The 12,599-nt window shown below is 33.0% G+C and carries 12 protein-coding genes and 1 pseudogene; 8 read left to right on the forward strand and 5 right to left on the reverse strand.

Going from position 1 to position 12,599, the window contains the following annotated elements; all coding sequences use genetic code 11:
• Window positions 1-54: 54 nt before the first annotated feature.
• Window positions 55-882: an SAM hydrolase/SAM-dependent halogenase family protein gene (locus FNW17_RS14015; RefSeq protein ID WP_143391400.1), complete on the reverse strand. Its 828-nt coding sequence runs from the start codon at window positions 880-882 to the stop codon at window positions 55-57.
• A 106-nt stretch (window positions 883-988) separates the two neighbouring features.
• On the opposite strand from FNW17_RS14015, the gene FNW17_RS14020 reads away from it, so the two are divergent.
• The 4 genes from FNW17_RS14020 to FNW17_RS14030 all read left to right on the forward strand — a co-directional run bounded on the left by FNW17_RS14020 (window position 989) and on the right by FNW17_RS14030 (window position 4,177).
• Window positions 989-1,939 carry a PhoH family protein gene (locus FNW17_RS14020; protein WP_143391401.1) on the forward strand — a complete coding sequence of 317 codons (951 nt, stop codon included), beginning with the start codon at window positions 989-991 and terminating at the stop codon, window positions 1,937-1,939.
• Window positions 1,940-1,993: 54 nt separating this feature from the next.
• Entirely contained in the window at window positions 1,994-2,125 is a 132-nt protein-coding gene (locus FNW17_RS16675; RefSeq protein WP_262710865.1) for a hypothetical protein, read from the forward strand.
• 210 nt (window positions 2,126-2,335) lie between these two features.
• Window positions 2,336-3,148 (forward strand): Cof-type HAD-IIB family hydrolase, encoded by an 813-nt coding sequence (locus FNW17_RS14025; protein ID WP_143391402.1) that lies wholly within the window; start codon window positions 2,336-2,338, stop codon window positions 3,146-3,148.
• A 69-nt stretch (window positions 3,149-3,217) separates the two neighbouring features.
• Window positions 3,218-4,177 (forward strand): phosphoribosylaminoimidazolesuccinocarboxamide synthase, encoded by a 960-nt coding sequence (locus FNW17_RS14030; RefSeq protein WP_143391403.1) that lies wholly within the window; start codon window positions 3,218-3,220, stop codon window positions 4,175-4,177.
• Between the two features lie 144 nt (window positions 4,178-4,321).
• On the opposite strand, the gene FNW17_RS14035 is transcribed toward FNW17_RS14030, so the two are convergent.
• Window positions 4,322-6,586 (reverse strand): alpha/beta hydrolase family protein, encoded by a 2,265-nt coding sequence (locus tag FNW17_RS14035; RefSeq protein WP_143391404.1) that lies wholly within the window; start codon window positions 6,584-6,586, stop codon window positions 4,322-4,324.
• A gap of 196 nt (window positions 6,587-6,782) precedes the next feature.
• A complete protein-coding gene (locus FNW17_RS14040; protein WP_144071975.1) occupies window positions 6,783-7,250 on the reverse strand; it encodes a DUF1801 domain-containing protein in 468 nt (155 codons plus the stop codon).
• A 313-nt stretch (window positions 7,251-7,563) separates the two neighbouring features.
• Here FNW17_RS14040 and FNW17_RS14045 point away from each other — a divergent pair, with 313 nt between their 5' ends.
• Both FNW17_RS14045 and FNW17_RS14050 read left to right on the forward strand, forming a co-directional pair.
• Complete coding sequence (locus tag FNW17_RS14045) at window positions 7,564-7,944, forward strand: ankyrin repeat domain-containing protein (RefSeq protein WP_143392076.1); 381 nt, start codon at window positions 7,564-7,566, stop codon at window positions 7,942-7,944.
• 306 nt (window positions 7,945-8,250) lie between these two features.
• Window positions 8,251-8,610 (forward strand): hypothetical protein, encoded by a 360-nt coding sequence (locus FNW17_RS14050; protein WP_144071976.1) that lies wholly within the window; start codon window positions 8,251-8,253, stop codon window positions 8,608-8,610.
• A 106-nt stretch (window positions 8,611-8,716) separates the two neighbouring features.
• Here FNW17_RS14050 and FNW17_RS14055 read toward each other — a convergent pair.
• Window positions 8,717-9,313 (reverse strand): annotated as a pseudogene (locus FNW17_RS14055) (DUF2238 domain-containing protein).
• A 116-nt stretch (window positions 9,314-9,429) separates the two neighbouring features.
• On the opposite strand from FNW17_RS14055, the gene FNW17_RS14060 reads away from it, so the two are divergent.
• Window positions 9,430-10,377, forward strand: a complete 948-nt coding sequence (locus tag FNW17_RS14060) for an ABC transporter ATP-binding protein (RefSeq protein WP_144071977.1) — start codon at window positions 9,430-9,432, stop codon at window positions 10,375-10,377.
• Window positions 10,378-10,515: 138 nt separating this feature from the next.
• Here the strand turns inward: FNW17_RS14060 and FNW17_RS14065 are convergent, their stop codons facing one another.
• Window positions 10,516-11,604, reverse strand: coding sequence for a M42 family metallopeptidase (locus FNW17_RS14065; RefSeq protein ID WP_143392072.1), 1,089 nt, complete (start codon window positions 11,602-11,604; stop codon window positions 10,516-10,518).
• A gap of 84 nt (window positions 11,605-11,688) precedes the next feature.
• Between FNW17_RS14065 and FNW17_RS14070 the strand changes: the two genes are divergently transcribed.
• A complete protein-coding gene (locus FNW17_RS14070) occupies window positions 11,689-12,366 on the forward strand; it encodes a DUF4294 domain-containing protein (RefSeq protein ID WP_144071978.1) in 678 nt (225 codons plus the stop codon).
• Window positions 12,367-12,599: the final 233 nt, after the last annotated feature.

A 12,599-nucleotide genomic window follows, 5' to 3' on the forward strand; every position in this document is an offset into this window, starting at 1 on the left:
TTAATAGTTTAAAGGTTTAAAATTGTTCTTCCCACAAAACAACCTTAAACAATCTTAAACAAATTTAATCGTTATATTATCCCTATAATTCAACCCCAACAAGCTATTGGCCGAGCCAAATTTTGATGGATTGCTCTTGAAAATAGCTATTTCCAAATAACCTGCTTCGTTGAAAATCGCCAGTTTTTCGCCTTCATAATTCTTGAGAGGATATTTATCAGAAATCGCAATCGCAGAATAATTGGGCAAAATCGTTTTGATATTTTTGGTTCTCAATACAATTTCATAAGGTCTTCCTTTGGCGATTTCCAAGAATTGTTTTTTCGAAATATTCGTTACCGCATTCCCAAAATGATCAATGTAAATCACATAGCCTTTTATCGAACTTCCGTCAGTAGCAGTAACAGCCTGCAATTCGGTGACTTGTTTGATGGCTTTTATTTCTTTGCCAATCACGTTCAGTAAACCGCCTTTGGCAATGTGGCAAGCGACTTTGACAAAAACATCCAAATCGGTGGCATCACTGGGCAAACGATCGTGTATGTTGATGGTCACTATTTTTTGGGGAACAATTTTTTGCGAAAGCATACTCAAAATGCCATTATCGGCGGCAATAAAATAATGATCGTTCCATTGCATTACAATATGTTGGTTCTCTTTGTTCAATTCCATATCCACGCCAATGAGATGCACAGTACCTTTTGGAAAACTAGAATAAGCCGCTCCAATAATGTAACTGGCTTCTACTGTGTTGAATGCGTCGATGTAGTGCGAAATATCAATAATAGTAGCCTCGGAATACTCAGATAAAATTTTCCCTTTCAACGCACCAACAAAGTGGTCTTTCAAGCCGTAATCGGTAGTAAGGGTAATTATTGACATAAAATTGTTTATAAATAAAATGCGAATGCAAGCTAAAACTCATTAAATTTGAGAAATGCAAAGCTAATAATTATCAGCGATTAATTAATAATTAAAACTATACCATTTGAACGAAAGAATCATCGAGCTCATAGACATCGCTCCAAAAGATTTTTGGGGCGCTCAAGACACTCATCTTGAAATGATTAAAAAGTATTATCCCAAACTGAAAATTGTAGCTCGAGGAACCACCCTGAAGGCTTTTGGCGAAAAAGAAGTTTTAGATGAGTTTGAAAACCGATTCAACCGCTTGATGCTTCATTTTACCCGTTACAACAACATTGACGATAATGTAATAGAACGCGTGCTACAAAGTACCATTCAGGAAGACGCCAAAGGTTTTGGTCACGACAAAATCTTGGTACACGGTGTTGGTGGAAAAATCATCAAAGCGATGACACCCAATCAGCAGTTGTTGGTGGACACAATGGTCAAAAACGATATGGTTTTTGCTGTTGGTCCAGCTGGAACTGGGAAAACCTACACAGGTGTTGCTATGGCGGTAAAAGCCTTGAAAGAAAAACAAGTCAAACGAATTATTCTAACTCGTCCCGCTGTCGAAGCTGGAGAAAATCTTGGTTTTCTGCCTGGTGATATGAAGGAAAAACTGGATCCGTATATGCAACCTTTGTACGATGCTTTGCGTGATATGTTGCCCAATGAAAAGTTGGAAGATTATCTTTTGAAGGGAATTATCCAAATTGCCCCCTTGGCATTTATGCGAGGACGAACTCTGGACAATGCCTTTGTAATTCTGGATGAAGCCCAAAACACAACCCATTCTCAAATGAAAATGTTTCTGACTCGTATGGGAAAAAACGCCAAGTTTATGATTACCGGTGACCCAGGCCAAGTCGATTTACCAAGACGAACGATTTCGGGTTTGAAAGAAGCCATTTTGGTTTTGAAAGATGTAGAAGGAATTGGAATCATTTATCTGGACGACAAAGATATTGTGCGCCATCGATTAGTAAAAAAAGTGATTGATGCGTATAAACAGATTGAGAATCACGATTAGAAAAGTTGTTTATTAGAATGTTTAAAAAATCGTTTTGTACAAATCTGTAAAGAAATGTGTAGCACGATTTTTTACATTCAGCAAATTCTGTTTTCACAGTATCAATTGCCTCCAGCTTCAGCTGGAGGGATAAAATTGGTTTGGTTTTTAATGGCTTTAGCCAAACAGCATACTGTTTTTGGCTAAAGCCAATTCTACATTAATTCCATATTTCTGCAGCTGAAGCTGGAGGCAATTGAAATTTATGAATTTGATGAATCTGGTTTGTTTTATTATCCTTTTGGAATGTTAATTTAATAATAAACTTGCTTAACAACTGCCAGTTTGACTCTTGATTGTTTGTGCTTTCAACTCTAAACCCTTAAATTTGCCATTCTATAAACGGAGATTAAAAAAATGAGTATAAAAGAAAGATTTAAAGTAATCATTAGCGATTTAGACGGGACATTACTCAACAACGAACACCAAATTTCCGAATATACTAAGACTGTTTTCCAACAACTACACCACGAAAAGTATTTAATAATTGTGGCTACAGGCCGTCATCATCTCGATGCAATGCCACTTTTGGAAGATTTGGGCTGCCCATTTTATTTGGTCACCTCTAATGGAGGTCGGATTCATTCACCTGAAAAAGAACTTATTTATTCGTTTGACATAAAAAGTGATGCTATAAAATCGATTTTGGATTTAGATATCGATCCCGAGTTTACGACTGTTTTGTTCAAAGAAAAAGTTTGGCAAACCAACAGGGAAAATAAAAAGTTGAACAGTTTTCAAACCGTGATGAATTATCCTTTTGAAATTGTTGATTTTAAAACGGTTGAAGATTTAAGCGCCATAAAATTATTTTTCACTCACAACGACCATCATAGATTGGTGGAACTCAAAGACGAAATTATGAAAAACCATTCCGATGCATTTCATTCTGCTTTTAGTCTTCCGTTTTGTTTGGAATTTATGGACAAATCAGTCGATAAAAGTGTTGCCATTTTAAAAATTTTAGAAATAGAAAATCACACTTTCGAGGAATCAATTGCTTTTGGCGATGGTTTTAATGACGAAAGAATGCTTATTGCCGCGGGAAAATCTTTAATTATGGAAAATGCTGTCGAAAGTTTTAAAAACAAACTCCCCCAATTAGAAGTGATTTCTTCCAATAATAATGATGGTGTTGCTAGATATTTATCAATGCTACTTTTGTCTTAATTAATATCGAATGATGCTTTTTGGCTCGAAAATATTCCTAAATTTGCATTTATAAAATAATACTTATACATGAACACAATAACTACAACGAATTTCAATTTTCCGAATCAAAAATCAGTGTATCGAGGCAAAGTAAGGGAAGTTTACAATATCAACGACGAACTTTTGGTTATGGTAGCCACCGATAGGCTTTCGGCTTTTGATGTTGTTTTACCAAAGGGAATTCCGTACAAAGGACAAATCCTAAACCAAATTGCTACCAAATTTATGGAACTGACCCAAGATATTGTTCCAAATTGGTTAATTGCAACTCCAGATCCAAATGTGGCTGTTGGTCATTTATGTACACCTTTTAAAGTAGAAATGGTGATTCGTGGATATGTTTCAGGTCACGCAGCTCGAGAATATGCAGCGGGAAAAAGACAAATTTGTGGAGTTACAATGGCCGAAGGATTAAAGGAAAACGATAAATTCCCTCCCGAAGCTTCGGGACCGATCATTACGCCAACCACCAAAGCGGATAATGGTTCGCACGACGAAGATATTTCGCGTGAGGATATTTTATCAAAAGGGATTGTTACTGAAGAAGATTATTTGGTTTTAGAAAAATACACCCGAGCTTTGTTTCAAAGAGGAACCGAAATTGCTGCTAGTCGCGGATTGATTTTGGTAGATACCAAATATGAATTTGGTAAAACTAAAGACGGAGTTATTGTGCTAATTGACGAAATTCACACTCCAGATTCCTCTCGTTATTTCTATTCTGAGGGCTATCAGGAAAGACAAGATAGGGGAGAAGAGCAAAAACAATTGTCGAAAGAATTCGTGCGTCGTTGGTTAATTGAAAATGGTTTTCAAGGACAAGAAGGCCAACAAATTCCGAATATGACCGACGAATATATCGTAACCGTTTCTGAAAGATACATTGAATTATACGAAAACATCTTAGGTGAAAAGTTCGTAAAAGCGGATGTTTCTAATATTTATGACCGAATCGAAAAGAATGTTTTGGGGTATTTGACTAAATAGAAAAATGGTTTTTCTGAAAATGTTGTGAACATTCAGTTTCTTTTTCAAAGGTTTAGTCCAGATTCTATTCACAAAACCACTAGAACTTTTAATAAAAAAGGTGTAAATTTTATAATTTACACCTTTTTATTGCTGTAAATTATTTTACTTCAAATACTTAGATAAAAAACCTAATGTGGCTTCATACATTTCAATTGAATTTTCTTCTTTCCCAAAACCGTGTCCCTCGTCATATTTAACCATATACGGTACATCAAATCCTTTGGCTCTTAAGCTTGTTACTATTTGATCCGATTCTGCAATTTTGACACGTGGGTCATTGGCACCTTGAATTACAAATAAAGGTTTTTTAATTTTGTCAACTTGAAAAATAGGCGACACCTCTTTGGCTATAGCTGCCTCTTCTGGTTTATCCAAATCATACCAAATTTCTTTTACAATTTCTTTATAAGGTTTCCAATATTCTGGAAATGAATCAAAAAATGTAAAAATATTTGAAACACCAACATAATCCACGCCACAAGTATATAGATCTGGATTTTTTACCAAGCCCATCAATGTGGCATAACCACCATGACTACCACCATAAATGGCCATTTTATCTTTATCAACCCAACCTTGTTCAATAGAATATTTTACACCATCTTCTACATCATCCATCAGTTTTCTACCTATTTGCTTGAAGCCAGCACGCAAAAATTCTTTTCCATATCCTCCAGAAATTCTAAAATTGACTTGTAAAGTAGCATAACCTCTGCTGGCATACAATTGAGTTTCTGGATTAAAACCCCATGAATCACGGATACCCTGTGGTCCACCGTGTGGATTAACTATCAAAGGTACTTTTTTGCCTGTCAAAGCTTCTTTTGGTAAAGTGATATAACCATAAATAGTTAAACCGTCTCTACTTTTAAATTTTATCGGACGCATCTCTGCCATATCTGCTTCTTGTAATTGAGGCATAAGGTCAAATAATAAGGTAAACTTTTTAGTTTTTACATCATATTGATAATATTTTCCATACAATTTATCGCTTTGTACGATGACTAAAAAGTTGTTTTCATCATCATCATAACCAACTATTTGAGCTTCTTTATTAGGGAACTCTTTCTTCATTTGACTATCGATAGATTTATAAAACTTACTTACAGGAATCATTTCATACTTTTCCCCTTCAAAGGCAAAATTGTTGATCTCCCAGTTTCTTTTTCTAGATAAGCTCATGCCACTAACGTCAAAGGTTGGATTTGAAAAAATTTCCTTTACTATTTTATTGTTTTCTAAATCATATAAAACAATTTGGGTGGTATTACTGTCTAAGTTTGTCATCATATAGGCTTCATTTGGATTTTTTGAAGCATAATTGAAACTTAAAATTTCAAAAGTATCATTCCAATTGTTAGTTGCTATTAAGTTAAACTCTCCTGTTTTTAAATTTTTGTAAAACATTTCATTAGTAACACCATTTACCAATTTTGAATAGCCACGCAATTGACCATCTTTATCAAACTCAAAACCTTGAATTGGATTTTCAATGTCTTTGTTTTTAAATAGTTGTACTAAATCACCTGTGACTACATTCAATTTATAAGGTTCAAAAACTTGTTTATTGTTTTTGTTCATTGAAATAATAATGTAGTCTTTTTGTTCTTTCAAAATTTTTGTAATACTTGCCGTTACACCATCAAAAGGCGTCATATCCTTTAGATTGGAACCATCTAAGTTTACAGCATAGATGTGATAGTTTTCATCGCCACCTTTATCCATGGCAAAATAAAGTCTTTCGTTGTTGATCCAACCGTAGTCGCGTACTAACTCTTCTTTTTCTTCTATGGCTCTTTTGGTTTCGCCAGTTTTAATGTTTTTTACATAGATATGTCTTTTGTTTTTGTCATCCTTCTCTCTGTAGGACAAAAACTGACCGTTGGGGGACAATTTAAAACCAGAAGCTTTAGGTTTGGCAAAATAATCACTTACTTTATATTTATAATTGCCTTTGTCAAAATTTCTTAAAGTCAAAAGTTCTTGATTAGAGGAGGGCAACTTGATATTACCAGGCAACTTGCTTTCAAATTTTGTTAAAGTTAAAGGCAAATCCATACCCGCTTGTTTAAAAACACCTTCAATGGTCTTATCTTTTAGTTGGCCTTTAAAAGTAATACCCATTTTTGTTGCAGCAATAGAAATCTCAACACCATTCATCTCTGTTTTATCAAGAGGAATACCAACTGCACCTTGGATAGGCACATCTAAAGTGGTTAAAAACTGATTGTCTTTTTCATTTATGTGAAAAATAATTTCCATTTGAATGCCTTGTACACTAAGCTGACCTTTCCAGTCGCCGATAAAATTTTGAGCGTTTAAGCTTGTCACCATAATTGTAAGGATAAAAAATAATTTGTTTTTCATAAATTAATAATTAAAAGTGAATAAATGTGGTTTAGTTCTATTAGTAAAAAGAATAGTAATATGTTACACTTATTATAAATGATTTGTTAAAATTAGTTTTTTTTTATTTTTAAAATCAGTAAAATTTTTATAATTTTAAAATCCCGAATGTTGTGTTTATATTTTAAATCTACCACTTTATACTAAAGCTGGAATTCTATTTAGATTTGCGGTTTTTTATTTGGGTTTCATAACAATTGATCCAGTTATCTACAGTCATTTTTCCGGCAAGCTCCCCAATTAAATCAAAAGGGATTTGGTCGAATTTCTTGAATCGGATGCAACCTTTTCCCATATCCAATTTTTGGGTACTATGTTTTGGATATTCAGTCGTAAACCATTCCAAAAGTTTCGGATTCAAATAAATTCCCATATGATACAAGGCAATAAAATTCTTTTGGGAAGCCAAATTCATAAAAGGTAGCGGGAGTTTTGGAGTACAATGATATCCATTTGGATATATAGAATGTGGAACTACATAACCCAACATACCATAACTCATTTGTTCCTCAAATCCCTTAGGAATTGTTTTCAAAATACTTTCGCGAAGCTTCGAAAATGCAATTTTTCTTTCTTCAGGAAGCTCATTTAGATAGTCATTTATTGTTTTGGCTGTTGATTGCATAGCGTTTTGATTTATAGTTAAAGGTATTAATTATTTGCAATTGGTACGTTTTTATTCGCTTTTTTATTCGCTTTTTTATTCGCTTTATGATATTTAAAGTCACTTAAATACTTTATTTATAGTTATTTATGTTTATTGTTTGCTGTGGTTCTATTATTTACTTATTGTTAAATATTTGTTAAATTTTGGTACTATGCAAAACAAGATACTGTCTTTTAGATATATATTTGCATAGGATATTATTATATGATTTTAATATTTCAAAAAACAACAATCAAAAAATTATTAATTAATCAAAAAAACAACAATTATCATGAAAAAAACAATCGTTTATCTAGGAGTAGCTTTAGTAGCTTTTGCAAATGTTTCTTTAGCGTCAAATGTCAATTCGTTATCTAATGACAAAAAAACAGTATGGGTTTATACAGGAGTTTCACCTCTTTGCATTGCAATAAGTAAAGGGGATGTGGAATCTGTTAAAAAAATAATCGAATATGGGGCTGATGTCAATGAAAAGTCAAATGGAATGACCCCGCTAATGTTTGCAGCTCGCTACAATAAGGTAGAAATTTTGAAATTTTTAGTTTCAAAAGGAGCAAAAATTAATGAAAAAGATTCAAATGGATTTACTGCTTTAGTATATGCTGAGCAATCAAATGCCTTTGATGCAATTGAATTTTTAAAACAAGTTTAAATACAATTATTAGACATCACTTATTTTAAGTGGTGTCTAATTTAAAAAAAATAAAAAACAATCAATATAAAAACCAACATTATTAAAAACTTAATCATTTATACAGGAATTGCTTTAGTGGTATTAACTAATAGTAGCATTACATTGTTTGATAAAAATTGTGGAGTTGAATTTTCACAAGATTCAAAAAAAGGAGTTGTAACAAGCAAAGTTTTTAAAACAATATTTTCAGATGAAAATGTAATTAGTCAAACAAAAGAAACTACAACAAAGGAATCAATAAAATTAAAATCAAAAACACTATTCTTGAGAAATTTTTCAAAAACAACAGAGAGCAAAATCATTGGAGGAGAGGAACCAATTGAAGGGGTTTCTGTAAATAAAATTAACAAAACTGCCAATGAACTAATTGCGGAGGATAATTTAATTACAGAAAATAACATTTCGAACGAAACTCAAGTTTTGGATTTTAATATAATAAATAGTGCTTTATTAGATTTAGAAATTGTTGAATTTGTAAACACTTCCAAAACAGAAATAACAGCGGATCAACTTATCGCTGAAGATAATGCAATTACCGAAAATAACATTTCGAATGATACACAAGCTTTGGATTTTGAAATAATTTATAAAATATCAAAACCTCGAAAACAACTTAAATTCTAAACAAATAATCATTTCGAAACAGGGAGGTAAAGCAAATTTTACCAATAAAAAAGCACCATTATGGCTTAATAATGATGCTTTTTTTTATGTTTAATAATAACGTTATTTAAATTTTTTGTAGTTGCTTGTCTTGAATTTTAGAAAATACAACTAAGCCCGAAATAGCGCCAATTGTGGCAAACAACATATCCGATTGGGTATCCCAAACATAGCCTTGGGTTCCTAAAAAAGCATCGCCACCATCGCCTGTTGCCAAAGAAACTCCCCATTCTAGCCATTCGTAAGCGGCACTAATCGCCAAACAAATGGAAACGATAATGAAATTGAAAAAACTGGGATTGCTAATTACTTTCTTCTGAATAAACAACTCACGGATAATCATTGCAGGAACCAACCCTTGTGCAAAATGTCCAACCTTATCATAATTATTTCTACTATGATGAAAAAATTCTCAGATATAATCAAACAAAGGAACTTCGGCATAGGTATAATGTCCGCCAACAAAGAGAATAATGCAATGAATCAAGATTAGAAAATAGGTAAAATGGGTAAATCGAAACTTCTTGAATGTCAAAGCTAAAATTAAAACTCCAATAATTGCGGGAATAATTTCTAAGAAACAAGTAAATACTTCTTTTGGATTTATAATTGACCAAATAAAAGTTCCAATAAACACAACTAACATTAAATAGATATTCTTCATTTATTTTAGGATAAAGTTTATAAAATTTCATGGCTAAAAGATAGAAATATTTTCATTAAAATCACAATAGATTCCTTTTAATAAACGTTGTAAATTTGCACCCATAAACGTAGAAAATGCTTCAAGTAAAAAATATTTCCTTCACCTATATCGAAAACCCCGTAATCGAAAACATTAGTTTCGAAATTACTAAAGGTCAAAATGTGGCCGTTATTGGCGAAAGTGGTTGTGGTAAAAGTACTTTGTTGAAATTGCTGTATGGCTTGTATAATCTGGATAATGGCGAGATATTTTATGATGACAATCCCATACTTGGTCCAAAATACAATCTACTTCCAGGCGAAGATTACATTAAATACTTGGCTCAAGATTTTGATTTAATGCCTTATATCACGGTTGAAGAAAACGTAGGAAAGTTTTTGTCCAATATTTATAAAGCCGAGAAAAAAGCCCGAGTTCAAGAATTATTAGAAATGGTCGAAATGACCGAATTTGCCAAAGTAAAAGCAAAATACTTGAGTGGAGGACAGCAACAAAGAGTAGCATTGGCAAGAGTTTTAGCATTGGAACCTGAGATTCTTTTATTGGATGAACCTTTTAGCCAAATTGATTCTTTTAGAAAAAATTCGTTACGTCGAAATTTATTCAATTATTTCAAGAAAAAACAAATCACCTGTATCATTGCCACCCACGACAGTACCGAAGCTTTGTCTTTTTCAGACGAAACTATTGTGTTGCAAAACGGAAAATTAATAGCAAAAGGAAGTTCAAGAGAACTCTATGATAATCCACCGAGTTTTTACGTTGCTTCACTTTTTGGTGAAGTAAATGAATTGAAATTATCTCATTTTATAGATTCAGAAGAAGTAGATCATACACTATTATTATATCCATATCAATTAAAAGTCGTTGATAAAGGTAAAATGAAAGTCGTTGTAAAACAATGTTATTTCAAAGGAAGTCATTATTTGGTCAAAGCCGTTTTCGAGCGAAAAGCTATTTTCTTTGAATATAACTCAGAGTTGGAGTTGAATCAGGAAGTGACTTTGTCAATTGCTCGATAGGAAAATATAATCTTCCAACTAAATGACATTAAATGCCTTATAGTTAGGGATTTAAAATCATAAATTGGTTTTAAAACAAAAAATCCTTTCCTTTTTATTGTAAAAGGAAAGGATTTTGACTTTTAAAACGGTATCATTCTATTTAAAATAAGAAAACGATTCGTTGTTTTCCATCTTCAATAAAGTCTCATAAATCAATTTTATCACGTTTTCCACATCATCACGGTGTACCATTTCAACAGTAGTATGCATGTATCTCAACGGCAACGAAATTAATGCCGAAGCCACGCCGCCATTGCTGTAAGCAAAAGCATCAGTATCCGTTCCTGTAACTCTGGAAGAAGCTAATCTTTGAAAAGGAATCTTCTTTTCATCTGCAGTATCCAGGATAAGTTCTCTTAAATTATTCTGAACCGCTGGTGCATAAGTAATTACCGGACCTTTTCCGATTTTTATTTCTCCTTCAATTTTCTTGTCAATCATTGGAGTAGTAGAGTCGTGACAAACATCGGTAATAATAGCCACGTTGGGTTTGATAGTTTTGGTAATCATTTCGGCACCACGAAGTCCTACTTCTTCTTGAACAGAATTGGTAATATACAATCCAAAGGGAAGTTTAATTTTGTTTTCGTGCAGCAAACGGGCTACTTCGGCAATCATAAATCCACCCATTCGATTATCAATGGCACGACAAACAAATTTGTTTTCGTTCAAGACCATAAATTCATCGGGATAGGTAATCACGCAACCTACATGAACACCCAAAGCATCCACTTCTTCTTTTTTAGAACAACCAATGTCAATGAATAAATTGTCGATTTTTGGAGATTCTTCTTTACTGCGATTACGCGTATGAATGGCTGGCCAACCGAAAACACCCTTTACGATTCCTTTTTTGGTGTGAATATTTACGCGTTTCGAAGGCGCAATTTGATGATCGGAACCACCATTTCTAATCACATAAATCAATCCATCATCCGTAATATAATTCACATACCAAGAAATTTCATCCGCGTGACCTTCAATAACTACCTTGTAAGGTGAGTCAGGATTAATGATTCCCACAGCTGTTCCATAAGTATCAGTAATAAATGTATCTACATAAGGTTTTAAATATTCCATCCATAGCTTCTGACCAGAACTTTCATAACCAGTAGGCGAAGCATTGTTTAAATAGTTTTCTAAAAATGTAAGAGATGTCTTTTTTAATATCGATTTTGAACTCATAAAAATAATTTTTGGCTAAATTAAAAATTTGGCATCACAGTTGTGTATAAAAGTATAATTTTGTAACATAAATTTATTACTATTATGAAGATTACTCCCTTTTTCTTGTTTTTCCTTTTCTTATCCATTTCGGTCAATGCTCAAATAGTACAAAAAGACACAACTAAAATAGGTTATGTCATAAAAGAAAACGACACCATATTTAAGGACACAATACAATTAGACGAAATTGTTATTTTCAAAGGAACTATAGACGTCGAGTCAAAAAAACAATTTGAACTTCTTAAAAACCGCGTATATAGGACATATCCCTACGCAAAATTAGCTTCCGAACGACTGACAGCACTCAATAGAGGTATGGCAAGCCTCAAAACAAATAAAGAAAAGAAGAAATATTTCAAGATAGTTGAAGATTATCTTAACAATGAATTCGAAGCCCAACTCAAGAAACTTTCCCGTAAACAAGGGCAAATACTCATTAAATTAATACATCGTCAAACGGGTGTAACTACATTTGAGTTAGTAAAATCGCTTAAAAGTGGTTGGACAGCATTTTGGTCCAATACAACTGCAAAAATGTTCGACCTAAACCTGAAAACACAATATTCACCCTACGAAGTCAACGAAGATTATTTAATCGAAACCATATTAGTAAGAGCTTTCGAGTCACGTAGGCTTATAAATCAGCCACCAGCAAAACCAGTAAACTATGACGACTTGACTGATTTTTGGTTAAACAAAGCCATAGAATTAAAAAAGTAAAATTATTTAGATGCTCACTTGATAACGAAAGCCACTGCATAAATTGTTAGTGGCTTTTTTTAGTAAGCTGTTTTTGCTGGTTTTTCAAGCTTGATCTAAAATCCAACAACTATTTTGGATACAATATATAAGTACAAGTTTATACATTATATATAGGATTAGTTTTTCTAGGAGCTATTTCCTGCTATCCGTTACAATCTTATGTTGCGTCCCGAAGTTTCGGGACCGTCCCA

The sequence above is a fragment of the Flavobacterium franklandianum genome, assembly GCF_007097365.1.
GTDB classification, from domain to species: Bacteria; Bacteroidota; Bacteroidia; order Flavobacteriales; family Flavobacteriaceae; genus Flavobacterium; species Flavobacterium franklandianum.

Excerpts from the sequence above, each read along its gene's own strand:
- FNW17_RS14015 (WP_143391400.1), bottom strand. The coding sequence starts at position 882 with ATGTCAATAATTACCCTTACTACCGATTACGGCTTGAAAGACCACTTT.
- FNW17_RS16675 (WP_262710865.1), top strand. The coding sequence starts at position 1,994 with ATGTGTAGCACGATTTTTTACATTCAGCAAATTCTGTTTTCACAGTAT.
- FNW17_RS14025 (WP_143391402.1), top strand. The coding sequence starts at position 2,336 with ATGAGTATAAAAGAAAGATTTAAAGTAATCATTAGCGATTTAGACGGG.
- FNW17_RS14030 (WP_143391403.1), top strand. The coding sequence starts at position 3,218 with ATGAACACAATAACTACAACGAATTTCAATTTTCCGAATCAAAAATCA.
- FNW17_RS14035 (WP_143391404.1), bottom strand. The coding sequence starts at position 6,586 with ATGAAAAACAAATTATTTTTTATCCTTACAATTATGGTGACAAGCTTA.
- FNW17_RS14040 (WP_144071975.1), bottom strand. The coding sequence starts at position 7,250 with ATGCAATCAACAGCCAAAACAATAAATGACTATCTAAATGAGCTTCCT.
- FNW17_RS14045 (WP_143392076.1), top strand. The coding sequence starts at position 7,564 with ATGAAAAAAACAATCGTTTATCTAGGAGTAGCTTTAGTAGCTTTTGCA.
- FNW17_RS14060 (WP_144071977.1), top strand. The coding sequence starts at position 9,430 with ATGCTTCAAGTAAAAAATATTTCCTTCACCTATATCGAAAACCCCGTA.
- FNW17_RS14065 (WP_143392072.1), bottom strand. The coding sequence starts at position 11,604 with ATGAGTTCAAAATCGATATTAAAAAAGACATCTCTTACATTTTTAGAA.
- FNW17_RS14070 (WP_144071978.1), top strand. The coding sequence starts at position 11,689 with ATGAAGATTACTCCCTTTTTCTTGTTTTTCCTTTTCTTATCCATTTCG.